Consider the following 24,198-nt stretch of genomic DNA (forward strand, 5'->3'; position numbering starts at 1 on the left):
AAAAAAGAAAGATCCTTCGTTCCTCAGGATGACAAAAGGCAAATCAAAAATTAAAATATGCGTCAACTTTGTCAACTTTTTACTGAATTATGAAAATAGGAATAATACAACAGGCAAATGTAGCCGATGTCAACAAAAATAAAGAGCAGCTAAAAAGTAATATAAGAGAGGCTGCTAAGCAGGGTGCGGAGCTTATCGTTTTACAGGAGCTGCACAATTCGCTCTATTTCTGTCAGGTAGAAGATACAAATATATTTGATCTGGCAGAGCCGGTTCCCGGGCCTTCTACCGATGAATTCGGCGTTTTAGCGAAAGAATTGGGTGTAGTCATTGTTTTGTCCCTGTTCGAAAAACGTGCTCCCGGATTGTACCACAATACAGCGGTAGTGATGGAAAAGGACGGGACAATCGCCGGAAAATACCGTAAAATGCACATACCGGATGATCCGGCCTATTACGAGAAATTCTACTTTACTCCGGGCGACCTCGGCTTTCAACCAATCGATACCTCATTAGGTAAACTGGGTGTACTTGTCTGCTGGGATCAGTGGTACCCCGAAGCTGCCCGCCTGATGGCAATGGCAGGTGCCGACCTGTTGATCTATCCTACTGCTATCGGCTGGGAATCTACCGATACACAGGACGAAAAGGATCGTCAACTCGGAGCATGGGTAATATCGCAACGCGGACATGCTGTGGCCAATGGCCTGCATGTCGTTTCTGTTAACCGCACAGGCTATGAGCCCGATCCATCGGGACAGACGAATGGTATTACTTTCTGGGGAAATAGTTTTGTCGCAGGCCCTCAGGGTGAGATCCTATGGCAGGGAAGTAACGATAAGGAAGAGGTACGGATTGTAGAAATAGACCTGAAACGTTCGGAGCAGGTACGCCGCTGGTGGCCATTCTTCCGCGACAGGCGTATCGATGCATTCGGAGATATCACCAAGCGGTTCAGAGATTAAAATAGAATGAAATTCTTTTATCTGACATTGTTTCTTTTACTTTATCTATTTCCCTGCAATATAAATTCGCAGGAGCAAGGATCAGTATCTCTACAAAAAAAGATCATTCCATATTTAAAACCATATAACGAACTGAAAAAAGAAACACTGGAAAAACGGGATGATTTTTACAAACAATGCCAACAGGCTAATAATAAAGACAGTATAATAACTGAAGCTCAAAAATATCTTTTAAAGGTATCTGATAATTTCTTCCGTTCATGGTACAATACCCCGTGGACATTCCACGGTCATAGCCAGATACCCGGAGTAGGAAGTATTGCCTGTGGGTATTTTGTTACTACCACACTCAGGGACATGGGCTTTAATATTCCCCGCATAAAGTGGGCGCAACAGGCTTCGGAATACCTGATAAAGAAAATCAGTTCTGATATACAACGTTTTCATAAGAAACCAATGAATGAAATCATAGACTATATCGAAAGAAAAGGTGAGGGGTTATACGTTGTGGGATTGGATCAGCATGTAGGATATATCTATTATACAGGAGGCAAAATGTCTTTTGTTCATGCAAACTACTACCGCCCGAAAATCGGAGTGATGTCCGAACCTCTGACAGGGAGGAATCCATTGAATGATTCGAAATACAGGATTATTGGTAAAATCTTTGACAGGGAGATGGTAAAGAACTGGATAATGAATACACCTTATTCGGAATAGATAAATGCTGCAACCGGAAAAAAATAATAGACAATACTTATCCAAAGGCACTCTTTGGCTGATGACCATTGGGGCGGGGCTTGTTGTGGCAAATAATTATTACAATCAGCCTCTGTTGGGAATGATTTCACGTGAACTGGGCGAATCGGAAGCCGCTACAAGTAAGGTAGCTATGTTCACACAGGTAGGTTATGCGGCAGGGCTTCTGTTGATTATCCCGCTTGGCGATATGTTCAAACGTAAGCAGATAGTACTGATTGATTTTATTTTCATTATAGCCTCCCTTTTGGTATTTGCTTTTAGCCGTTCGTTACCTGTAATGGTTACTGCCAGCTTTTTTATAGGTTTGACTTCTGTCGTTCCTCAGATATTTGTTCCTATTGCGGCGCAACTTTCAAGACCTGAAGAGAAAGAGCGGAATGTAGGGATTGTGATGAGCGGTCTGTTGGTGGGGATTCTCGCATCACGGGTATTCAGCGGCATTGTAGGTGAATATCTTGGTTGGCGCGAGGTGTTCTATATCGCTACAGCCATGATGATTGTACTGGCTGCACTGATCGCGTGGCTTTTACCAGATATGCGTCCTACATTCGGTGGAACATACGGCCAGTTAATGGCATCCATTGCCCGCTATACAAAGGAGTTGCCCAGTCTCAGGCTTGCGTCCTTGAGGGGCGCTTTGGGTTTTGGCTCTTTCTCTATTTTCTGGACGACATTGACTTTCAGGCTCGAACAGGCTCCTTTCTTTCAGGGGAGTGATATTGCCGGATCGCTCGGATTAGTGGGTATTGCCGGGGCTTTGGCCGCTTCGCTGACAGGTTATATTGCAGGAAAAATCAATAAAAACACTATTATAACCATAGCCTGTATCCTTCTCATATTGTCATGGGGGATATTTGGCATAGGGGGGAGTACCTATACCGGACTGATTGCCGGGATCATATTTCTTGATTTAGGCTTGCAGGCAATGCATGTGACAAACCAGACTATTGTCTTCTCTACTCACCCTGAAGCTTCTAACAGACTGAATACAGTTTATATGGTGTCCTACTTCATCGGAGGATCTGTGGGTACCCTGATTGGCGGGCAGGCATGGCAATATTATGGATGGACTGGAGTTGTATCTGTCGGCGCTTTGTTTGTAATTTTATGTTTATTTGTGCATTTATTATTGTGCAATAAGCCGAAATTCAAAGAGTAATATTATATTTGTCAATTGTTAAAACCAATTGACACTATCATGGAAGCGCAGTCACCCGAAAGAATCTATAGACAGGAACCTTTACCAGACTTGAAAGAGTTAAGAGCATTTATCAGTTCGAAAAAAGCAATAAAAGCATTTGATTCTCTGTTGAAGTTTCTCGATAATAACTATAATTTTGAACAACAGATTGTTTTCGGAGGCAAGAATTTCGGGGTTATGATACGTTATCGTAAAAACGGAAAGACACTTGTCTCTATTTTTCCCGAGAAAGATGCTTTCTCCGTTGTATTGGTATATGGGAAGAAGGAAGTCATTACATTTGAGGCCAACAGGGCTGTCTTCGATTCTTATATGACGGACATATTTGATAATACCCCTCAGCTACATGACGGCCGATGGATGCTTATTACGTTGAACGATAGTAAACTATTGCCCGAACTGGAGAAAATGATAATGATAAAGAAATCGATGAAGAAGCAGTAGCTAGAATCTGTCCTTAAACCAATACTTTATAGCCCAGAGTCTTCTGTAAAGCTTCCTTAGTCTGAAACGGTGTTTATAGTGATATTTACTTGTATAGTATTTATCTCGTCGTGCTTGTATGGGATAACTGTCTAATAATGACCAGTCTCGCTGAAAAATCTCATTTGTGGAGATTTCGGCAATTCCATATTTCTTTCCTAAGATGGAATATATGCTTTGGTCGTGGCGATTCTCTTTAAATCCCGGAAGATTAGGTATACGGGATGGTGAGTCGGTTGCCAGGGTGTAATCATCAAGATACGCCTGATACCAGTCCTGTACGAATTGCATTACTACCGGGCTTTTCTTAAAGAATATAATGGTCGATTCGAATTGTGGGGTATGCGTATATGCTTTATTATCATATACGTTATAATAGGCAAAGACATCGCCTTTTGTCCACTCATATTCGAAATAGAGTGTTTCGGGCATGCCGTTGTAGCTTTCCACCTGGCTTTTCACACCTAACATCCCTGTCGGCGTCTTTTCTACCATATCATAATATTCTAACAGACGTTTTCGGCCTTTCGGATTGAAATAGCAGCCTATATCCGAATAAAGGAGCACATCTCCTTCATCCATCTTTTCCAGTATCTTCAGAATGAAATATGGTTTCCAGCACCAGTAACCGAAACCACGGGAATAAGGGATCAGATAGCGTCCCCAGCGTTTATTAAAATCCTCATCCAGATCCTTTTCGCAAATAGTATATATCTCATCAAAGAGATTCATATCCTCCGCCATCTTCCTGAATCGGGGAAAACCTTCCGTGAGATAGTAACTACCAAATGTGCAGACCGCTCTTTTCATCCTATTGTACTTATGATGCAAAAATAGGGCATTTATCTGATTAATACTCTATTCTTCTTAGTTATATTATCTAATGTTTATTGCACAACTTCTACCCACATACCCGTAGTACGGCTTTGTTCTGTCGGACTGTACATGGCTTCGCATGCTACGGCAGGCAGATAGAATTTACCACAATAAGCAGCTTGTAATCTCACCTTGAACGACATAGAATAACCCATCCCGATGTTGAAGTACGTATACACCCTGTCGTCCCGTATGTCCTGATAGTTATACGAGCTGTTTTGCATATTTGCACCAGCATTAAACAGGCGGTTATTGAATATCTCCCATCCCGAAGCGAATATCTGGTTCAGATTCATATCTGTTAAATACTGTCCCGATATATTCTGGACAATCACACTTGCATAGAATTCCGTACCCTGTTTCAGTTTGGTTATATCCATATCCTTTCCGTTGTCATCCACATATTTCACAAACAGGTTGATACCTTCATTGATAGCAGGAGCCTTATCCTCCAACGGTTGGGTGCGTCCCAACAAACGTACATAAAGTTTGCCTTCGCCTCTGTTCGTGAAGTTGATATCTATTTTCTGTTTAGGCTGTATCACTATTTCCTGGAATACCTTATTCGTATTCACAGTCTGTTGTTTCTCGCCATTTAGCGTCCATTCATATTTAATGTCGCTCTTACCCATTTTTTCAGCAAGTCGTGACATAGCTATAAGTCCGTAAGCTGCAGTTTGTGTAGTTACGTAACCACCGCTAAGGTGATCCGCAACATCGAATGAAAGTTCAAGCGCTTTCTCTACCCTATCGAGCAACAAGTACGTTTCCATTATCATAGCCCTGTCTCGTACTGTATTACCATACGTATTATTGCTGAATGAATATTTACTTACTTTATCGCTAACATTATTAGTCAACTGTATAGCCGCGTCTTTCTTGCCTGCCAGCACATAAGCTGCGGCCAGGCGCCAGCGTGCCTGTGTAGATAAACCTGTCATTTCTTTCAAGCGGTTCATCGCTCCCAATTCAGGTTCTCCGGCCAATGCCAGTGTATATAAACGGTAAGCCTGTTGCAGATCACTCATCGAATAACTGTAGTAAGAACTGTACAGGTCTTTCCTATCCCATGTTTGCGCCGATTTCTTCTGGAATTGTTTCCACTTATTGATGACTGATGCAGGTACATCCCGACCTGAACGTTGTGCTTCTACAAGGAAGTGTCCTGCGTAGGTAGTTACCCATTCGTTCGGATAGCGGTTGCCCGGCCAGTATGCGATTCCTCCGTCGCTGAGTTGTCGTGAAACAATGATGTTGATCGCTTCTTTGATGTGATTGTTTGTCAATTCTTTCTCGGCATTTGTCAAAGCTCGGAAGTTCTCTACATACAATAGAGGGAAACCTTTGGAAGTAACCTGTTCGGAACATCCGTGAGGATAGTAACGAAGGAACTCGAGATGTTTGCCCAGGTCGATACCCGGCATACGCGAAACCTCCATGCGGGCCCAATCACCGTCCTTTATATCTTCGAATGTGAGGTTCAGATTAGCTGTGCCATTTGGATCTACTAACGACTTGGACGTCATTATCACATGCGGATTAGGGTTGCGTATTTCTATATCCACCGTTTCGGTAGCAGCTTCACCGCCTCCGGTCGCTTTAATGACTACCTTTTCATATCCTGTTTTCTTACTCACTTTTACCTTGAAGTAAACCATCTTGTCACCTGTTTCGGCGAAAGAAACGGATTTGGATTTACCATCGGTGAACTGGAATAGTCCGTTGGATTGGACGGTAACAGTTACATCCTTCACTTTCTTATCCATTGCGAATACGTTCACAGGCAAAAGGATCTCTTCTTCCGGTCCGGCTACACGTGGAAGTGTAGATAATATCATCAACGGATTGCGTACAGGTACGGTCTTTTCTGCATTGCCATAAGCGCCTTTCATATTTCCGGCAACAGCCATCACCCGAACAGAGCCGAAGTAGGATGGCAATGTTAGTTTATGTGTATCGGTTTTTCCTCCTTTCAGAGTGAATGGCCCGATATATTTTACCACAGGTTTGAACCTGTTTACGTTATTTTTAGACGGATTCAGGGCTTCGTCTCCTCCGATACTCAATAGCGGCCCTATTTTTCCTGTTTGTGCACCTACCACAAGGTCGAACATATCCCATGTGCGCACACCCAAAGCCTGACGGGCATAGAAGTCACTCCATGCGTTCGGGGTTTTGAATGAGGTAAGATCAAGCAGTCCTTCGTCAACTATTGCCAATGTATAGGTCATATCCTTACCGTTCTTTTCCGATACGGATACAGAGAATTCTTTTTCAGGACGCAGTTCGTCCGGCATATTGATGACTGGAGTAAGTTTGGTCTCTTCATTTTCTACATTGATATTCAACACACCATACAAACGTATAGGCAGATCGTTGTCAGTCTGTGCATGAGGTTGCAGAAGTGTAGCGAATATATAGAAGTTAGGCGCCATCTCCTCGGTCACGGTGAGGGTATATTTTGTATCTTCTTTGGCATTGGTTGTCACCCATTCCTTCGATAATATTCTCGAACCATCTTCTATACTGATGAGCGCACGCCCTGCAGAACTCTTCGGTAAAGTGACAGTCACTTTTTCGCCTACCTTATATGCTTGTTTATCGGTAGTGAAAGAAAGCATTGTCAGCCCTTCGGGGTCTTGTTTATCCGAACGTCCACGCCATGACGGCCAGTCTACATACAGTGTCCTGCCTGATATATGGCCTCCGTTTTTGTCCTCTACCATAATCAGATAGCGTCCCCATTCAGGATAGTCGACACGGAATTTCACTTTGGCCTTTCCTCCGTTTGTCGTAGAGATATTTTCATCGAGGATGACCTGAGTGGAAGTATTGTTTATATAAGAGGACAGATTGTCACTGGAGTTCCACCACCACGACCATTTTATCTTATAGATCTTTACATGCAGACCCGAACGATTCACAGGTTGCCCTTTTGCATTGAGGGTAACAATATCGATCATGTTGTCTTTGTCTGTTTCCATCCATCCGTAATACGAATCGGTCGGAGACTTAATGCCAATGTAAGCGGCAAATGGAGAGTATACAGATGTCTGGCTATAAAAGCTGGCATCGCCTCCTGTTTCGAATACACGGGAAACAAAATCGGCTTTCAACAATCCCGGTGCACCGGCTGCTTGTGGCAGATTTGCCCTTACAGTGGCATTCCCTGATGCATCCAATTGCCCATCGAAGACTGTATATGTATCTGCCGTGAAATTCGACGCAGGATTACTGAAAGTATAATTTTCGTATCCTTTGAACGGACGGTTTGCCCTGCTCAATGTCATTTCCACTTTCGCTTTCAGATTGGATGCCGGAGCACCGTGCAGCCATTGCGATGATAATGAGCTATTGAAAGTACCACTGCTGGCGTCTATCATATCGCTAACATCGAGGCGGACTTTCAGGCGGTTTGGTTTCACTGTTTCTATTTTCAGCGTTTTGTAGAACGTAACGCCACCCACTTTTACCCGTGCCTGCCAGTTTCCTGTAATGGCATTCGCATCGGTAGCCATACGGAACGGATAGAAATTTTCTTTTCCTCCATTCGATACATAACGTTGAGCCATTTGCCCGCGAGGAGTATATAGTTCAAGTGAAACAGGATGCCCTTCCGGCAATGTTTTGGCTTTATCTTCGAGGATGAAAGTTACAAAAATGGAGTCACCCGGACGCCACACGCCCCGTTCCCCATAGATATATCCTTTTAGTCCTTTTTCCAGCCTTTTCCCACTTACATCGAAGTTACTTAACGACAGGGAGAGGTTGGATGTTACTTTCAGATATCCTTTCTCTTTTCCGTTGGTCGCAATCACAACGAAAGGCACGCCGTTCTTATACTCTATTTCGGCAAAACCATTTCCATCGGTAGTGCTACTGCCGATACGCTGCATCTGATAGTTGTAAATATCTACTGTAGCACCCGAAAGCGGGTTTGTCGTTAAAACATCAGTCACGGCAACCGTCATTTTCTTTTCGGCACCCATCTTGGCTGTAATGCCTATATTAGAGGCCAATACCATACAGGTTACCGACGATTTTTCCATATAATAGGTTGGATGACAAGGATTATCCCTTTCTTTCCATACATAATTATTCCAGTCGCGTCCGTCATCGTAATAGTAATAACCCGGCCTGTCCCATTGAGCTTCTTCGGCTTCGGTTATTTCATCGAAGCGCTCAAGTGACGCTTCTTCCGGTATTTGCGGAATCATACCGTCGCATGGATAAAGCGAGTATTGTGCTTTTATCGAGAATTCGAGACGGTAGACCGCGCCCGGATCTTGCTTGATCATCTTCGACAGGTCGAGCGAGAAGTTGTTCCATTCGCCGAGTTTAAGCGTCGGGTCGGAATCAAGCCGGATTCGTTTTTTCAGTATGAGCCGTCCGAAACGTTTAAGTTCGCTGTTTTCTCCAAAGTCATTCGATTGAAGATAACCCAGAATGTTATTCTCATATACTTTGATCACTTTCACATCTACAGCCCATAGGTTGACTGCCTGAAAAGGAATAATCAGATTTTCGGAATTCGGAAGAATATTTCCCGCATTGACAAGCTTGATTTCCGGTTTGTTTTTTTGTATGACTACGGCTGCTGTATAATCTTCTTTCAACGGTTTGTTTCCGGCGCTTTTCAGCTCTTTGTGGATTTTCAGGTTTATACTTGTTCCACTGGTATTCTTATCCAGATAGATTCTCAATACATTTTTCTGGATGTCATAGGTAAAATTCTCTATTTCCCCCGGTTTGATAAGGCCTTGTATATTCTGGTTCAGGGATAAAGGATCGCTGAATGTAACTCTGATACACTCCTGCGGTGAATATTCGTTTATAACCTCCAGCACTGAAAAATCCTGTATCTTAGGGATATTTATTTTTATATCTTCGTTTCTTTTTACACCTACAGGATCACCCTTTATATGGAGTGTGTATTCAAAATCTTTATCTCCACGGCGAAGGCTGTCTATTAGCAGGTTGAACCGTCCTTTTCCTTCGGCTGGCGTAACTTTTATTCTGGCATCTTTTGCATTTTCGCCCGAAAGGCTCAGCATTTTTTGTATATCTTCCACGTTCGCCCCGTCTGCCAGATTGAGATTGCCCTGCACGGCATTCCATAAAAGATCATTGTCTTTTATCGGAGAATAGGGATTCAGGTTGACGCTGAAATTCTGTTCAGGCACATGAAAACTGAAATTAAAATCTTTAAATTCACTATCTACCTTCAACACTTTATTCAGTAAAAAGTGTGCTTCATATTCCTGCCCGTTTTTTAATTCACCCGGATCGGGTACGAATTTTATCGTTCGCGAACTTGTCCAGAAGGCTTTCCCTTTGATAGACGGGGAGAATTTGAATAATTCCTGATCTACCTCTTTGTTCAACTCCACAGTAGGGATGTCTTGAGTCAGTTCGATCTGTATTTCAGATGAAGATGATACCTGCCCGTAGGTAAATGCCGCAATATACTTAGCAAATTCAGGATTGATATCCCGTGTGCCACTTCTCTTGCATGCATTGATGATGAAGAGACACGACAAAATAAAAATGGAGGAAAGGAGTAGATTTTTTTTCATAATTGTATATTTTGTGCCTTATATTGTGTTTTAAGTATTCTAAACACAAATATAAAAGAATAAATGAAATAAAGTGAAGTTATTTTTCCATAAACAGCGTAAATAAGCTGTCGGAAATTGCCAAAGTTTACAGAACTCACGTATGTTTTAGTTTTTATTTAGCCTTTGGTTGCTTTATCAAAACCTGACAAACCTGACAGATTATTTAGCCTTTAGCTGTTAGCTCATGGCTATTCGCTTTTTTGTTAAAACCTGACATTCCTGACACAATTTTTAGTTTAAATCCGATGAGACGAGGAAACTTGTTTACTTGTATCTCGTTTACTTGTCAACTTTATCCATGTCAAAGATTGCTTCTATTGACTATAGATAAAGAATCAGAATAAAAATACAGATTTCAACTATTTAACTCGGAGAATTAAAATGATTATTGGGCTTACACGAACAAATAAAGGCTAAACGCCATAACCAGCATTCCGGCAACCAGTCCGGAGATAGAAAGGTGATGTTCTCCATATTTTTCAGCACTCGGGAGAAGTTCGTCCAAAGAAATAAACACCATAATACCTGATACGGCAGCCAGCACGATCCCGTTCATGGCCGGAGTCCAGAACTGCATGAGGAACAGATAGGCGATCAAAGCGCCGAATGGCTCAGCCAGTCCCGATGCAAAGGAATACCAGAAAGCTTTTTTGCGACTGCCAGTGGCATGGTAGATCGGTACTGCCACGGCTATTCCTTCGGGGATATTGTGTATGGCAATGGCTATGGTGATTGGTATGGCTACATCAAGCGATCCAAGTGCAGAGGTAAAAGTAGCTATTCCCTCAGGAAAGTTATGTATGGCGATGGACATGGCTACTACTAATCCGGTACGTTTCAGTGCACTTTTCTTGTCCATATCTTCCACACCCTGTATTTCGTGCGGATTGAGCGATTCGGGTATCAGAAAGTCGATGAGGTTGATAAAGGCAATACCTCCAAAAAAAGCAAGGATAAGATATAAAGTTCCCATTTTGTCGCCGAAAACAGATATCAGTTCCTCTTTTCCCTGCGGTATCATCTCCATAAACGATACATAAAGCATAATACCTGCCGAAAAACCTAATGACGCGCACAGGAATTTTGTGTTTGTATGCTTTGCCAGTAAAGCGATAAGGCTTCCTATACCGGTGGATAATCCGGCAATAGCGGTAAGGATAAATGCAAGCAATATATTCTGTTCGGTCATTGTTGTTTTTCAGATAGTTACCATAATAGATGCAAAGATACACATATTTTTAGCGAAAAGTTAAAATTAAAATGAGGTTTTAATCAGGAAGAGAATAAACATTTTGTAATTTTATAATCTAAAATTGCAACATAATGGAAAAAATATGTACTGTTCACTATATTCAGCATGTCCCATACGAAGGGTTGGGGTATATAGAAAAATGGGTAAAGGAAAAAGAGTATAACCTATCGGTGACAAAAATATATGAAGATCAGATTTTACCTGATATGTCGCAATTTGACATGCTGGTTGTCATGGGTGGGCCTATGGGTGTTTACGAAGAAGACAAATATCCCTGGCTGAAAAAAGAGAAAGCTTTTGTCCTTCAGGCCATAGAGGCCGGGAAGACAGTGATCGGGATTTGTCTTGGCGCACAGTTAATCGCAAGTGCCCTGGGAGCGGATGTTTATCCGAACAAGGAAAAGGAAATAGGCTGGTGGCCTGTTGCCTTTACTGATTCTGTAGCACAGGAACTATTCGACAGTAAAGAAAAATATTTTGTGGCATTCCAATGGCATGGCGACACCTTCGATCTGCCCCCTTTGGATGGAGTCCGCCTTTTAGCCTCAAGTGAAGCATGCACTAATCAGGCATTTCTTTATAAGGAAAATGTGCTTGCCCTGCAATTCCACTTCGAAGTGACAGAAGAAAGCCGTGATGATATAATTGTCAACGGAAAAAGTGCATTCACAGAGGGTAAATACATTCAGACAGAAGAATATATACGTAACAATGTGTAATATATCCCGGAATCGAACAGGATGATTAAATCAATACTGGATAACTTCACTGAAAGATTATGATACAATCTGAAACGAAAAAGAATACAGGCGCGCTATTATTTATATTGTGCCTGGGCTCTTCCTTAGTGCCATTTATGGGTTCGGCGCTGAACCTTGCATTGCCTTATATCAATAAAGACCTTTCACTCGATGCCGTTATGTCGGGGTGGGTACCTACTTCATACATGTTATCCACAGCCATATTGCAGATACCATGTGCCCGGATCGCCGATATGATCGGACGGCGGAAAGTATTTATCTGGGGAGTAATTATCCTGACAATATTCTCTGTGCTAAGCGGATTGGCCACTACCGGAACAACACTGATTATTTACAGGTTCCTGTCGGGAGTGGGCAGTGCTATGATGTTCGGTACAAGTACTGCAATCCTTACCTCGTCTGTCCCTGCCGAAAAGAGGGGGATGGCTATGGGGACAATAGCGGCGACTGTTTATTTTTCGTTAGCAGCAGGACCTTTTATCGGAGGAATACTTACTCAGTATCTTAACTGGCACAGTATCTTTTTTGTGGCGGCGGCAGTCAGTCTTATTGTAGCGGTAGGAGGTATTATCGTTATAAAGGAGGACTGGAAAGAGGAAGTGAAAAGTAAGTTCGATGTTATAGGCTCTGTACTTTTTGCTATTTCGTTATCCGCTCTTATTTATGGTTTTGCCGAGTTACCTCATGTACAGGGTTTTGTCTGTATAGGAGTAGGGGTGATCGTTTTGTTGGTTTTCGCTTTTTATGAGAAGAAGCAGGAATATCCGGTATTCAATATCCGTGTTTTCCTTGAGAACAGGGTATTCCGTTTATCCTCCCTTTCGGCATTGATAAACTACTCGGCGACTTTTGCCATTTCTTTTATGCTGAGCCTGTATTTGCAGTATGTAAGAGGTCTGTCGCCACGGGATGCGGGACTTATACTGATTATACAATCAATCGTGCAAGCGTTCGCATCCTTGAAATCGGGACGGCTTTCAGATAAGATGTCAGCTACTTTTCTGGCGACTTTAGGGATGGGCATTATTGCCGTCGGACTGATTGGCCTATGCTTTATTTCTGAAACTACCAGTTATTACCTTCTCGGTGCTATTCTTTTCTTGCTGGGACTTGGTTTTGGTATTTTCTCTTCACCGAATACAAATATTATCATGAGCTCGGTGGAAAAGAAGCACTATGGTCTGGCTTCCGCGACGATGGGTACGATGCGGCTCACAGGCCAGGCTTTCAGTATGGGAATTGCCATCATGGCAATTTCTATCATGGTGGGGAATGTAAAGCTTTCACCTGATGTACATGTTGGATTAATGAACAGTATGCGCATCACTTTTGTTATTTGTTTGGTTCTTTGCTGCTTCGGGATTTATGCATCTTCGGCAAGGGAGAAAAAGAAGGCCAGTGATATTACAGGAAAATGAAAAACTTATTCAAGAGACTAAAGCAGGAATACAAAACTATCAACAGAAGGCAAAAATCCAGCGCCTTCGAATTACTGAAATATATAGGGCCGGGCCTCTTGGTTACGGTCGGATTTATCGATCCCGGGAACTGGGCCTCGAATTTTGCTGCCGGATCGGAATTCGGTTATGCTTTGCTATGGGTAGTTACCCTGTCTACAATCATGCTGATTATTTTGCAGCACAATGTGGCGCATCTGGGTATTGTAACAGGGTTGTGCCTTTCCGAGGCTGCAAATAAATACCTGCCACGCACAGGTTCACGTATTGTCCTGTGGTCGGCAATGGGTGCGTCAGTATCTACTTCGCTCGCCGAAATATTAGGAGGAGCTATCGCCTTGAATATGTTGTTTGACGTACCTATAAAGATAGGGGCTGTACTGGTTACAGTCTTTGTGTTCTTTATGACGTTTTCCAATTCGTACCGCAAGATCGAGCGCTATATCATAGCTTTCGTTTCACTGATAGGGCTTTCTTTTATCTATGAACTATTTCTTGTGGACATCGAGTGGGGCGAGGCTGCCAGGTCATGGGTTGTTCCTTCTGTTCCACAAGGCAGTATGCTGATCATCATGAGTGTGCTGGGTGCGGTGGTGATGCCCCACAATCTTTTTCTGCATTCTGAAATTATCCAGAGCCGCCAGTGGAATTTACAGGATGAAAAGGTGATGGAAAAACAGCTTAAATACGAATTTTTCGATACGTTTTTCTCTATGCTGATAGGCTGGGCGATAAACAGTGCTATGATCTTACTGGCAGCATCAACATTTTTTAAGCAGGGAATGGTAGTTGATGATCTGCAACAGGCTCATTCCCTGCTGGAACCGTTACTGGGGAGCAATGCCGTTATTATATTTGCCGTAGCCTTGTTGTTTGCCGGGGTATCTTCTTCCATGACATCGGGGATTGCTGCAGGGTCGATCTTTGCAGGGATGTACAACGAACCATACAATGTAAAGGATATTCATTCCCGTACGGGGATAGCCATATCTTTGGGTATAGGTTTATGTATTATTTTCCTGATAGGTGATCCTTTCAAAGGGCTTATAATTTCTCAGGCTGTATTGAGTATGCAATTACCTGTTACCGTATTTCTTCAGGTAAGGCTAACTTCTTCTAAAGAGGTGATGGGTAAGTATGCTAATACTCCATTTACCAAATTTTTGCTGTATGGTATCGCTACTGTGGTAACGTTCCTGAATGTATTATTGCTCGCCAGTTTTTTTGTAGATATAAAGTTATAAACTATCGATGCTTTTCCTTAATCCGGTAAGATAAGGTATTTCTATATCATACGGCTTAGCAGAAAGAATAACTTTGTCAAGCATGAACTTTATATCTTTAACTGAATGTTTCAGGTATCCGTCGAACATGGATGCCATGTCTTCATTGCTGAATATTTTTCTCATGACAGGGATACATATAAAGAACGGTAAGTAATACAACTGGTTGACTTTTTCCCGCTTCGGATTGATCCCTTTTCTTATACAAATGCCGAACCCTTCTCTGATAGCCTTTACAGTATCTTTAATAAGCTTTTTGTTTCCAAGGAAGTTTTTTGTCGTACCGCCTGAATTTATTATTCCTGCCGATATTGCTGCTATAAATACATAATGAGGAACAAGCCAGTTTATTATCTGACCGGAGATAAAAGGTTTCAGGTTTACTTCATCTAAAATCCCGAAGAATATTTCAAGTTCGGGCGTTTTCTTCCCATCGGCATTGCCCAGCATCGTTTTCGAGTATTTTGATCCCGATATGATCGCGTCTAATATATTCCCGTTCCGTCCGCCGCCTGCCATAAACGGGAAACCATAAGAATATTGATGAGGTAATAAATATCCGGATATTTCGTCGAATTCGTCCCACAGATTCAGGAAGAATATAATATGTGCTTTACCAGCTGATTTAGACAATGAAGGTAATACGTCCATAAGATCGGCAGAACTTACAGTAATTAGTATATAGTCAAAATCATTGTCAGAAGATAGGTTCTCAATTACTTTTGGACAGAACATTGTTTCCGTTGTTTGTCTTTTTCCGCTTCTGTAGTCGGCACAACTGATATGTATGCCTTTATCTTTTATCTTTTCAGCCTTGCCTTTTCTTACCAAAAGGCTCACATCATGCCCGGCAGAGGAAAATTGGCAGCCGTAGGTGCATCCGATAACACCTGCTCCATAGATAAGTATTTTCATAATATATTTTTATCAGGGCGTGGAATTCAGAAAAGCAGACCTGAACAATGCATGATAGCCGGAGTATGGATCACAATGAGACAGATACTCTCCGGGTGTGTGTCCCGAAAATTCTTTGAAATCCTTTATCAGATGCGACTTATCGTAATAATTACAATTGTCTGCCAATTGTTCCAGCGTTGTCGTTCTATTGCTTTGTATAATATAGGCTGCTTGCTGGAACCGTTTTATCCGTATATAATCTTTTGGATTAATCCCTACCTGATCATAGAATTTTCGTTTAAATTGCTTATATCCCAGGCATACGGTTTGTGCGAGGGATGAAATGTCATTTACACCGTTATGGATAGAATTTATTGTAGCGGCCAGTCTGTAGTCTTCTCTGTCCTGATTTTTACACAGGCTTTTTATCAGAAATCTTTCGATTAATTCGATACATTTTCCGTTGTCCTCTGTTTCTGTCAATCTGTTTTCCAGTTCGGTCATCGATCTGTTCTTCAAATCTTCAACCGGTATATGCCTGTCGGTAATTTCACTCATTGCCATATCGAAAAACAACATAGCTCCTACCGGATGAAATATGACTGATATGAAATTTATTCTGCCATTAAAAACAAGTTTGCTGTACTGTGTAGACTGTCCGCTGATATATGAGACCGGTAATCTATTTCCATCCAAGAGATTGTTGTGTTTCGTTCTGTGGAAAGTCACTCCCGCATATCCGAAAGGTAGTAGTCTTTGATAACCTTTTGCTATATCATCTAATGATACAAACCAATATTGCTTTACAAAAGGAATAAGCATAGGAGAGGGTTCTATGGCATAAAAACTATTCATAAAGCAAATTAAAACTTATTTTTCGGAAGATAAGGTGTAAAAAAAGGACTTTGTTGATTCCTTATCTATTCTTCCTTTTGTTCCGTTTTTCTGGGCTTTATCAGAAAAGCAGCTAAAACCGAAATGCCAATAGCAATAAGTATGTGCCCCCCTAAAAGAGATGCGGTAAAAACAAGCTCTCCACCATTGCGAAGAAGCTCTAAAAAACGCATGAGAAGGAAGGTGAAACTTGCCAGTCCCAGAAAGAAAAAAAATCTTCTAAACCAGTTTTTCATAATATTATTCTGCCAGGTCAATACTCTTAGTTTTCAGGTATGATGTTTTTTTCGTTGTCGTTAAATCTGTTGTATATAGCATTGTCGCTTCAATATGGTTGATCAGCAATAAATATGAAACCTTAGTGGGAAGGCCCCCCACATTTTTTTCTATATCAAAAGTGATTACATAATCTTTACCAGTACTGTCATATTCTTTGATTTCCCATTTGTTTATATCGTAAGTAGCCGAAAAGGTATATTTATTGTCTTCAATAGATTCTATAATCTGCACACTCCCTGTTTTATCCTCGTTAAAAGTAAAAACCGAACCTAAATCTTCAGAATTGCCATCCGTGGGGAAATTCTCAAAAACGGCGGGTTTCCATATTCCCGCTAAGAAGAATTCGTACAATTCTTTCGTGTCAGGCTCTTCGGTGTCACTACTGCAACCAGCCAATAAAAAACTCAGTACTAAAAGGCTCAAAAGCTTTCTCATAATAAATATATTAGATTATATACGTGATGCAATTTGTTTTAAAATTAATAGAATATCAGCAAACATACAAATTCATAAGATAAAATAGTAGAATTGCGTGTGTCATTCTGAGCTTCAATTTGATTTTATCTTGTCATTTTACTACTTTTGTTGTTCATAATTTAGATTTTTGAAAAAATGAAGTATTACAGCACGAATAAACAATCGCCGGAAGTTAGCTTGCAGGAAGCCGTTGTAAAAGGACTGGCTCCCGATAAAGGGCTTTATATGCCTGAAAAAATAAAAGTATTGCCAAAATCATTTTATGATAATATCGGCAATATGACCTTTCAGGAAATTGCTTATAGCGTAGCCGATGCCTTTTTCGGGGAGGATGTAGAAGCGGATACTTTGAAGCAGATCGTTTACGATACGCTGAACTTCGATACGCCTATGGTGCATGTAAACGATAATATTTATAGTCTGGAACTGTTTCATGGCCCTACATTGGCTTTTAAAGATGTCGGCGGCCGTTTTATGGCTCGTTTGTTGGGCTATTTCATCAAAAAACAGGGACAGACAGATGTGAAAGTGCTGGTTGCCACATCGGGTGATACAGGTAGTGCCGTGGCAAACGGATTTCTGGGAGTCGATGGCATCCATGTATATGTGCTTTACCCTAAAGGAAAGGTGAGTGCAATACAGGAATGCCAGTTCACTACTTTAGGGCAAAATATTACCGCTATAGAAGTAGATGGTACGTTCGACGATTGCCAGGCATTAGTGAAGATTGCTTTCCTTGATGAAGAATTGAATAAGAAACTGAACCTGACTTCTGCCAATTCGATCAATGTAGCCCGTTTCCTGCCGCAGGCTTTCTATTATTTCCATGCTTATGCGCAATTGGCGAAGCAGGGTAAAACCGATAATGTGGTTTTCTGTGTGCCTAGCGGTAACTTTGGCAATATCACGGCCGGACTCATCGCCAAACGTATGGGATTACCTGTTAAACGCTTTATCGCGGCAAACAATAGTAACGATATTTTTTACGAATACCTGCAAACAGGTGAATATAATCCACGTCTGTCTGTGCAGACGATTGCCAATGCAATGGATGTAGGCGATCCGAGTAATTTTGTGCGGGTGCTGGATCTTTATGACCATTCTTTAGAAAAAATAAAGACAGACATTTCAGGTGAATGGTACAACGATGACAGTATAAGGAAAACTCTGAAACAAACATATATCGATACCGGCTATTTGCTCGATCCTCATGGAGCATGCGGCTATCAGGCGTTGAAGGATCAGTTAAAACCCGATGAAACTGGCGTATTCCTGGAAACGGCTCATCCTGCCAAATTCCTTGAAACGGTAGAGTCTATTATCGGAGAGAAAATTGCTATTCCTGAAAAGTTGCAGGAATTTATGAAAGGCGAAAAGAAAAGTATCGGTATGGGTAAATCGTTCGATGAATTCAAGCATTTACTTCTTTGACAGCATCCAGTAGCAATTGCCATTTTTCCAGCTTTTGAGCAAAGGTTAAACGTGCATTAGCCGCACTGGGAGAGGGTAGGGTGATATATGTCCGCTCTTCGTCGAATCCTATATGTTTTCTGTAAAAATCTGCGGCTTTTGTTCCGGTAAAAAAGATGTATTTTATCTGTGGATATTCTCTGAATAAGGTCATAAAATCATTAGGAACTTCATTCTTTAAGTTGCTGTCGAGACTGCCTTTACCTTCTGCGGAGTGAAGCACATCCCAGATCGCAATATTGTTTTCTGCTAATATGGCATTCTTTTCTTCGTAGTTATCAGGTAGAGGTTTTTCGAAAAGGGTGAAAATAAGCCGCCAGAACTGGTTTGTTTTATGGCCATACCGTTCACGTTTGCGCATCGATTCTTCGCTGGGCAGTGTGCCAAGTATCAATATCCGGCACTTTTCGTTAATGATCGGTTCAAAGCTTTCTTTTCTCATCGTTTATCTTATTCCATGCATCATTTTCAATAGCCTGCGGGACAGGAAGAACAGTACAATAGATGCTGCCCCTGCCATGAATACGAAGAGCATAAAGAAGTCATACAAATTGGAAATCTGATACCCTAAAAATGTTTTAGGGTTCTCCATCTGTTTAGGCTCTAGTTCCCGTTGAATTTCTTCTTTCAGGTTTTTATCCTTTATTTCCGAAAATGCGATTTTATCAAAAGGCATCACCTCCACACCGTTTTTTTCAGATACTGATTTCTCGAAATTTTCAGGTAGTAACTTTAACATACTTTTTTCTGCGGCAGCTTTTACATCGGCGACTTCTATCAGTGGTTGCGGATAGTAACCACTCAAAGTCCCTGCGAATTTATTCGCCGTGGCTGTACTCAGATACCATATTGCCATCAGTAATGAAGCAAAACGGAGAGGAGCCAGTTTGTTCACCATCGACAGACCTATGGGGGACAAACAAAGTTCGCCAAAAGTATGGATCACATACAGGCTTACAAGCCAGAGCATGCTGACTTTCACCCCCGGTGCCAGCCCTTTCACTCCAAACGCAATAACCAGATAGCCTATTGCAAGGAGAAATAATCCGATCGATTGTTTCATCGGAGAGGCGGGTTCTTTTCCTTTTCGTCCGAGTTTTGTCCAAAGGATTACGAATAACGGCGCAAATACAATTATAGCCAGTGCATTTACCGATTGGAAGTAAGAAGTCGGGATTGTCCAGTTGAACAATTCTAGATGTCGGTCGATCTGCGCTTCGGCAAAATAAGTGAGTGATGCTCCTGCCTGTTCGAAGGCTGCCCAGAAGAAGATTACAAAAAAGGCGATGATATAGATCACCCAGATGCGGGAACGCTCAATCTTGGTTAATGATGGGTCGGAAATAATATATCCAGGTGCGGCAACAGCCAGTGAGTAAATGATGGAACCGAAGAAATCCGTATCTAAAACAACATAAAGGAGATAGAATAAAACAATCAGTATGGTAGCCCAGATGATGGCTATTTTTACCGGAGATTTGTCTGATTGTTTGTTCGTGTCATTTACGTCTGTTTTCTTTTCATCCTTGTTGTTGGGTATAACTCCAATCGAGTCGCCTGCCGGAGTCACCAGATATTTGTCTTTGAATAAAATGAATACGATCAGTCCGAGCAACATACCGATACATGCTGCCAGAAATCCCCACTTGAAATCTTCGGGATGACCTGTGTCCCCAAAGAATCCACAAATAAGCGGGGCTATGAATGAGCCTGTATTTACTCCCATATAGAAAATCGTATAGGCCGAATCTTTTCGGCTGTCACCGGGCGCATATAATTGTCCCACCATAGAGGAAATATTCGGTTTGAAAAACCCATTGCCGAATATGAGAAATCCCAGTCCCGAGAACATCAGCGTCGTAGCTAAACTTACATCTTTGAAAAACCAGCCTGAAAGGAACAATAAAAATTGCCCAACCGCCATCAGTAAGGCCCCTACCATTATGGAGCGGCGGTTGCCCCAATATCTGTCGGCTATATATCCGCCGATCAGCGGGGTTAAATATACCAGTCCTGTGTAGCTGCCATATATGCTGCTGCTGTATGCCGTGTCGAATAACAAAGCTTTCAGCATATACAAAGCGAATAATGCCCGCATGCCGTAATAGCTGAAACGTTCCCACATTTCGGTGGCAAAAAGCAGATAAATACCTTTAGGATGTCCTTTCTGTATAGCGTCTATTTCTTCCTTCATCTTATTGAAAAAGTCCGGTTGTGCCGGACTTTGAGTTTTATTTCTTAATATTTGGTTGTTCGAGCCCGTAGCCTTTTTTCTTGTCTTCGTGTTTCAGTAAGAATGCGACAAATAGGGCTAGTATGCCGAAGCAGGTGAAAATTATCATAGGGATGGTATAGTCGTAAAGGGTAGATATCTTTCCTTTGTCATCAATCTTTTCTCCTATTATGCAATATTTATTCAATACCCAGCCTATTAACAGAGGAACTCCACTGAGCCCTATATTTTGCACCCAGAAAATAAGACCGTAGGCTGTGCCAAGTTTGTTTTGCGGTATGATTTTGGGGACGGAAGGCCACATGGCTGACGGGACAAGAGAGAATGCAACGCCAAGTACTACCATAAGAATAGCTGCAAACCACCAGTAGTTGAACGGCAGCGATAATAAGAAATGAACAATAATTAATAATATTGCACCTATTGCCATTATTGTAGCCCCTTTGCCTTTCTTGTCATATATTCCGCCGAATAGAGGTGTTAACAACACTGTTCCAAAAGGTAAGATTAAAGGAATGAGCCCCGCGAGTTTTGGCTCGACGCTATATTTATTGATCATCACCGATGTCGCAAATTTCAGGAATGGGAATACGGCAGAATAGAACAAGACACATAAAAGCGCAATAAGCCAGAATCCCTTGTTCCCGATGATGAAGAAAATGTCTTTAATCTTAAATGGTTCTTCAGGTTCTTCATCCATATCTTTCACAGAAGCATCCAGCCTTCTGTCCATTACGCAAAATACCAGGTAAGAAATAGTGCCTATGCATAAAAACGCTAATCCAAGCAGTATTGGTGCAGATAAACTACCCAAACCTTCAGCAAGGGGGATGGCTGTACCTATAGCCAGACCTGTGCCAATTCGTGCTACTGCTACCTGAATACCCATTGCTAAAGCTATCTCGTGTCCTTTAAACCATCGGGCGATTACTTTTGTGACAGTGATCCCTGCGGTTTCTATACCTACACCGAATATTGCAAATCCGATACTGGCCGAAATAACCTGTGATTTTATGCCGAAGACAGTTCCTGTGAATAGATCGGGATTGGCTACAGAATAATATTTCAAAGCACAACCTATTATCATTAGTGCGCAAGACATAATCCCTGTCCATCTTACTCCAAGTTTATCGAGTATTATGCCGCTGATAATGAGCATAAACAACATAACGTTGAACCATCCGTATGCACTGGTGAAGATTCCGTATTCGTTGGCATCCCATTTTAATTCTACCTGTAACATATCCATCAACGGTGCCATTACATCGGTAATGTAATATCCACAAAACATTGTAAAGGCGACAACGCAGAGAACAGTCCACCGGGCTGCTTTGGAGTCACTTAGTTTTTGTCTTAATATTTCGGTCATTTTTTTGAGTTTATAATATTTTTCGAATTTTAGTCATGCAAATGTATAGAAAAGATTTATAAAACGTTCTTAGATAAGTAACAGAAAGTAGTTTTGAATATTTCAAAAGTTAAAAGTTGACAAAGTTTACGCATATTTTAGTTTTTGATTTCCTTTTTGTCATTGACTACATTTCATTCCGTCGAATTCGAAGAATCGGCGGAGCCAACAGTTGTTTCTGAGGAACGAAGGATCTTCCTTTTTTAGATGCCTCGCTTCGCTCTAGCACGACAAGATTAGAGAGTAGAATTCCTCGTAAAGACGCTAAGCCGCAAAGGATAATTATTAAATATTTAAACATTGAATCTTTAAATTTTCTATAGAGATAAAGTTTCCGTAAAAAGATGCAATATTTAACTATTATTAGCCCAATATGAATTAAGGAAACAAAGCCAGTAAAAGATTGTCTATCCCTTTTGTTATCTGGCTGCGTTGCCCGGTGAATTTATTTACCATGATGGTAAACGCATATTTCTTGTCTCCGTTTATATAATATCCGGCAAAGCATTGTACGCCGTATATGCTTCCGCTTTTCATAAATATTTTGCCTGCCAGCCGTGTTCCTCTCAGCCTGCTGCGAACTGTGCCGTCTTTTCCTGCCTGGGGTAATGATTCCAGAAATGTTTTTGCATTCTTACTTTTTGCCTGCATGTAAACCAGCAGGTCACACATAAAAGCCGGACTGACGGCATTAGACGGAGATAGCCCGCTACCGTCGAACATCATCAGCGCATCGGTGTTCAACCCTCTCGCTTTCCAGAGTTGGCTTGTTTTTTCGATGCCTTCGTCGAGGGCGGATGAGTATATATCTTTGTTCTTTGTCCGTCCTACGGTTCTTATCAGATGTTCGGCATAATGGTTGTTGCTGCGTACATTCGTATCTTTTATTATATCCTTCAGCGGGAATGAGTTGTGTGTATAGAATATTTCTTCTGCGAAAGATGATCTTTCAGCAGCATACATTTGTCCGAGATATTTATCATAGGTTGTGTTTACTTCGGCGATATCCAAGCCTTCTTCTATGAGGCGGGTGGCCAGGGTTTGTCCAAGACATAAGCCGGGATTGGGAATATCTCCCTTTATACTGAATGAGGTTTTTCCACCCGGAATATTTCCGGTGAGAAGCCGCTTCATCGAGCGGGGTTCACCATGTATGTAGCCGTTGTCACGCCCGGAGGTGTTTGTCCGCAGTGTATTCGTAAATATGATATCCAGATGAGGCCGTATCTCTGTTATAATAGGGCAGGTATCTATTCGTGTCGTGTTGAAATATAATTCATAGGTATTGTCGAAAATACTGATACCATATGCGGCAGCGGCATAATAGCTTCCCATATCCTGATATATCCATCGTTGAGAAACTCCGTCATATCCGAAATAATCGTCTATAACAGTGATATCTAATGATTGTGTTGTATCGATGTTTTGTTTTATCTGCTTTTCCCATTCAGATAAAAAAATAAAGGGGAAATTTTCGAGATGTTGTGTCCCCAGCGTAGGATCTCCGTAACCATGAATAAGCAAATGATTCTCTTTATCCTTATCTTTCGACAGAGTTGTTTTGTATCGGTAATCTGCCCCCAGTGTTTCCAATGCGGTTGCTGTTGTTATCACTTTTAGTATGGAAGCCGGAGTATATGATTTATCGGCATTATGGCCATTTATCTGCTTACCCGTCATATCTTTTACACAAATGCCTACCGACGCGTGTTTCAATCCGGGGATATTAAGAAATTGCTGGATGGCGCTTTGCTTAGCTTGTGCATTTAAAATGTAAGGCGTTAAGAGTAAAAGGAGTAATAAATATTGAAACTTTGATTTCATCGTTTACAAATTGTTTCTGATAATTCGAAAAATAAAATATCTTTGTAAAGATATACTA

19 protein-coding genes are annotated in these 24,198 nt (G+C 41.5%); 8 read left to right on the forward strand and 11 right to left on the reverse strand.

The features are described 5' to 3' along the window. Positions 1–89: 89 nt before the first annotated feature. The 4 genes from GGR21_RS14880 to GGR21_RS14895 are packed head-to-tail and all read left to right on the forward strand — an operon-like array spanning position 90 to position 3,372. A complete protein-coding gene (locus GGR21_RS14880) occupies positions 90–965 on the forward strand; it encodes a carbon-nitrogen hydrolase (protein ID WP_183308019.1) in 876 nt (291 codons plus the stop codon). A gap of 6 nt (positions 966–971) precedes the next feature. Next, positions 972–1,685: a hypothetical protein gene (locus tag GGR21_RS14885; protein WP_183308020.1), complete on the forward strand. Its 714-nt coding sequence runs from the start codon at positions 972–974 to the stop codon at positions 1,683–1,685. A gap of 4 nt (positions 1,686–1,689) precedes the next feature. Beyond that, positions 1,690–2,886, forward strand: a complete 1,197-nt coding sequence (locus GGR21_RS14890; RefSeq protein ID WP_183308021.1) for an MFS transporter — start codon at positions 1,690–1,692, stop codon at positions 2,884–2,886. 39 nt (positions 2,887–2,925) lie between these two features. Next, on the forward strand, positions 2,926–3,372 hold the full coding sequence (locus GGR21_RS14895) for a DUF3788 family protein (protein ID WP_183308022.1): 447 nt from the start codon (positions 2,926–2,928) through the stop codon (positions 3,370–3,372). On the opposite strand, the gene GGR21_RS14900 is transcribed toward GGR21_RS14895, so the two are convergent. From GGR21_RS14900 to zupT, 3 genes are all read right to left on the reverse strand, one after another. Further along, entirely contained in the window at positions 3,373–4,221 is an 849-nt protein-coding gene (locus GGR21_RS14900; RefSeq protein ID WP_183308023.1) for a hypothetical protein, read from the reverse strand. Positions 4,222–4,298: 77 nt separating this feature from the next. Continuing rightward, positions 4,299–9,863 carry an alpha-2-macroglobulin family protein gene (locus GGR21_RS14905; RefSeq protein ID WP_183308024.1) on the reverse strand — a complete coding sequence of 1,855 codons (5,565 nt, stop codon included), beginning with the start codon at positions 9,861–9,863 and terminating at the stop codon, positions 4,299–4,301. A 436-nt stretch (positions 9,864–10,299) separates the two neighbouring features. Next, a complete protein-coding gene (gene zupT / locus GGR21_RS14910; RefSeq protein WP_183308025.1) occupies positions 10,300–11,094 on the reverse strand; it encodes a zinc transporter ZupT in 795 nt (264 codons plus the stop codon). A 134-nt stretch (positions 11,095–11,228) separates the two neighbouring features. Between zupT and GGR21_RS14915 the strand changes: the two genes are divergently transcribed. From GGR21_RS14915 to GGR21_RS14925, 3 genes are read left to right on the forward strand one after another with little or no spacing between them, the layout of a single operon-like run. After that, positions 11,229–11,876 carry a type 1 glutamine amidotransferase gene (locus GGR21_RS14915; RefSeq protein ID WP_183308026.1) on the forward strand — a complete coding sequence of 216 codons (648 nt, stop codon included), beginning with the start codon at positions 11,229–11,231 and terminating at the stop codon, positions 11,874–11,876. 59 nt (positions 11,877–11,935) lie between these two features. Further along, a complete protein-coding gene (locus tag GGR21_RS14920) occupies positions 11,936–13,336 on the forward strand; it encodes an MFS transporter (RefSeq protein WP_183308027.1) in 1,401 nt (466 codons plus the stop codon). Further along, positions 13,333–14,619 (forward strand): Nramp family divalent metal transporter, encoded by a 1,287-nt coding sequence (locus GGR21_RS14925; RefSeq protein ID WP_183308028.1) that lies wholly within the window; start codon positions 13,333–13,335, stop codon positions 14,617–14,619. The genes GGR21_RS14920 and GGR21_RS14925 overlap by 4 nt, the downstream gene beginning before the upstream one ends. On the opposite strand, the gene GGR21_RS14930 is transcribed toward GGR21_RS14925, so the two are convergent. From GGR21_RS14930 to GGR21_RS14945, 4 genes are all read right to left on the reverse strand, one after another. Further along, the gene (locus GGR21_RS14930) at positions 14,614–15,573 is read right to left on the reverse strand and encodes a ketopantoate reductase family protein (protein WP_183308029.1); all 960 of its coding nucleotides are present in this window, start codon (positions 15,571–15,573) and stop codon (positions 14,614–14,616) included. The genes GGR21_RS14925 and GGR21_RS14930 overlap by 6 nt on opposite strands. Positions 15,574–15,585: 12 nt before the next feature. Then, positions 15,586–16,410 (reverse strand): helix-turn-helix domain-containing protein, encoded by an 825-nt coding sequence (locus GGR21_RS14935; RefSeq protein WP_183308030.1) that lies wholly within the window; start codon positions 16,408–16,410, stop codon positions 15,586–15,588. A 65-nt stretch (positions 16,411–16,475) separates the two neighbouring features. Further along, positions 16,476–16,685 (reverse strand): hypothetical protein, encoded by a 210-nt coding sequence (locus tag GGR21_RS14940; protein WP_183308031.1) that lies wholly within the window; start codon positions 16,683–16,685, stop codon positions 16,476–16,478. 4 nt (positions 16,686–16,689) lie between these two features. Further along, positions 16,690–17,163 carry a hypothetical protein gene (locus GGR21_RS14945; RefSeq protein WP_183308032.1) on the reverse strand — a complete coding sequence of 158 codons (474 nt, stop codon included), beginning with the start codon at positions 17,161–17,163 and terminating at the stop codon, positions 16,690–16,692. A 177-nt stretch (positions 17,164–17,340) separates the two neighbouring features. Between GGR21_RS14945 and thrC the strand changes: the two genes are divergently transcribed. Then, a complete protein-coding gene (gene thrC, locus GGR21_RS14950) occupies positions 17,341–18,636 on the forward strand; it encodes a threonine synthase (protein ID WP_183308033.1) in 1,296 nt (431 codons plus the stop codon). On the opposite strand, the gene GGR21_RS14955 is transcribed toward thrC, so the two are convergent. The 4 genes from GGR21_RS14955 to dacB form a co-directional block, all read right to left on the reverse strand. Next, positions 18,617–19,117 carry a DNA-deoxyinosine glycosylase gene (locus GGR21_RS14955; RefSeq protein ID WP_183308034.1) on the reverse strand — a complete coding sequence of 167 codons (501 nt, stop codon included), beginning with the start codon at positions 19,115–19,117 and terminating at the stop codon, positions 18,617–18,619. The genes thrC and GGR21_RS14955 overlap by 20 nt on opposite strands. Positions 19,118–19,120: 3 nt before the next feature. Continuing rightward, a complete protein-coding gene (locus GGR21_RS14960) occupies positions 19,121–20,869 on the reverse strand; it encodes a peptide MFS transporter (protein WP_183308035.1) in 1,749 nt (582 codons plus the stop codon). Positions 20,870–20,906: 37 nt separating this feature from the next. After that, entirely contained in the window at positions 20,907–22,277 is a 1,371-nt protein-coding gene (locus tag GGR21_RS14965) for an MFS transporter (RefSeq protein ID WP_183308036.1), read from the reverse strand. A gap of 417 nt (positions 22,278–22,694) precedes the next feature. Beyond that, positions 22,695–24,140: a D-alanyl-D-alanine carboxypeptidase/D-alanyl-D-alanine endopeptidase gene (dacB, locus tag GGR21_RS14970; protein ID WP_183308037.1), complete on the reverse strand. Its 1,446-nt coding sequence runs from the start codon at positions 24,138–24,140 to the stop codon at positions 22,695–22,697. Positions 24,141–24,198: the final 58 nt, after the last annotated feature.

Source organism: Dysgonomonas hofstadii, from assembly GCF_014196915.1.
In the GTDB taxonomy this organism is placed as follows: Bacteria; Bacteroidota; Bacteroidia; order Bacteroidales; family Dysgonomonadaceae; genus Dysgonomonas; species Dysgonomonas hofstadii.

Bases quoted from the DNA above. Each gene is read 5' to 3' on its own strand.
- GGR21_RS14885 (WP_183308020.1), top strand. From the start codon at position 972: ATGAAATTCTTTTATCTGACATTGTTTCTTTTACTTTATCTATTTCCC.
- GGR21_RS14960 (WP_183308035.1), bottom strand. From the start codon at position 20,869: ATGAAGGAAGAAATAGACGCTATACAGAAAGGACATCCTAAAGGTATT.
- zupT (WP_183308025.1), bottom strand. From the start codon at position 11,094: ATGACCGAACAGAATATATTGCTTGCATTTATCCTTACCGCTATTGCC.
- thrC (WP_183308033.1), top strand. From the start codon at position 17,341: ATGAAGTATTACAGCACGAATAAACAATCGCCGGAAGTTAGCTTGCAG.
- GGR21_RS14925 (WP_183308028.1), top strand. From the start codon at position 13,333: ATGAAAAACTTATTCAAGAGACTAAAGCAGGAATACAAAACTATCAAC.
- GGR21_RS14895 (WP_183308022.1), top strand. From the start codon at position 2,926: ATGGAAGCGCAGTCACCCGAAAGAATCTATAGACAGGAACCTTTACCA.
- GGR21_RS14940 (WP_183308031.1), bottom strand. From the start codon at position 16,685: ATGAAAAACTGGTTTAGAAGATTTTTTTTCTTTCTGGGACTGGCAAGT.
- GGR21_RS14880 (WP_183308019.1), top strand. From the start codon at position 90: ATGAAAATAGGAATAATACAACAGGCAAATGTAGCCGATGTCAACAAA.
- GGR21_RS14945 (WP_183308032.1), bottom strand. From the start codon at position 17,163: ATGAGAAAGCTTTTGAGCCTTTTAGTACTGAGTTTTTTATTGGCTGGT.
- GGR21_RS14920 (WP_183308027.1), top strand. From the start codon at position 11,936: ATGATACAATCTGAAACGAAAAAGAATACAGGCGCGCTATTATTTATA.
- GGR21_RS14915 (WP_183308026.1), top strand. From the start codon at position 11,229: ATGGAAAAAATATGTACTGTTCACTATATTCAGCATGTCCCATACGAA.
- GGR21_RS14905 (WP_183308024.1), bottom strand. From the start codon at position 9,863: ATGAAAAAAAATCTACTCCTTTCCTCCATTTTTATTTTGTCGTGTCTC.
- GGR21_RS14935 (WP_183308030.1), bottom strand. From the start codon at position 16,410: ATGAATAGTTTTTATGCCATAGAACCCTCTCCTATGCTTATTCCTTTT.
- GGR21_RS14930 (WP_183308029.1), bottom strand. From the start codon at position 15,573: ATGAAAATACTTATCTATGGAGCAGGTGTTATCGGATGCACCTACGGC.
- dacB (WP_183308037.1), bottom strand. From the start codon at position 24,140: ATGAAATCAAAGTTTCAATATTTATTACTCCTTTTACTCTTAACGCCT.
- GGR21_RS14965 (WP_183308036.1), bottom strand. From the start codon at position 22,277: ATGACCGAAATATTAAGACAAAAACTAAGTGACTCCAAAGCAGCCCGG.
- GGR21_RS14955 (WP_183308034.1), bottom strand. From the start codon at position 19,117: ATGAGAAAAGAAAGCTTTGAACCGATCATTAACGAAAAGTGCCGGATA.
- GGR21_RS14900 (WP_183308023.1), bottom strand. From the start codon at position 4,221: ATGAAAAGAGCGGTCTGCACATTTGGTAGTTACTATCTCACGGAAGGT.
- GGR21_RS14890 (WP_183308021.1), top strand. From the start codon at position 1,690: ATGCTGCAACCGGAAAAAAATAATAGACAATACTTATCCAAAGGCACT.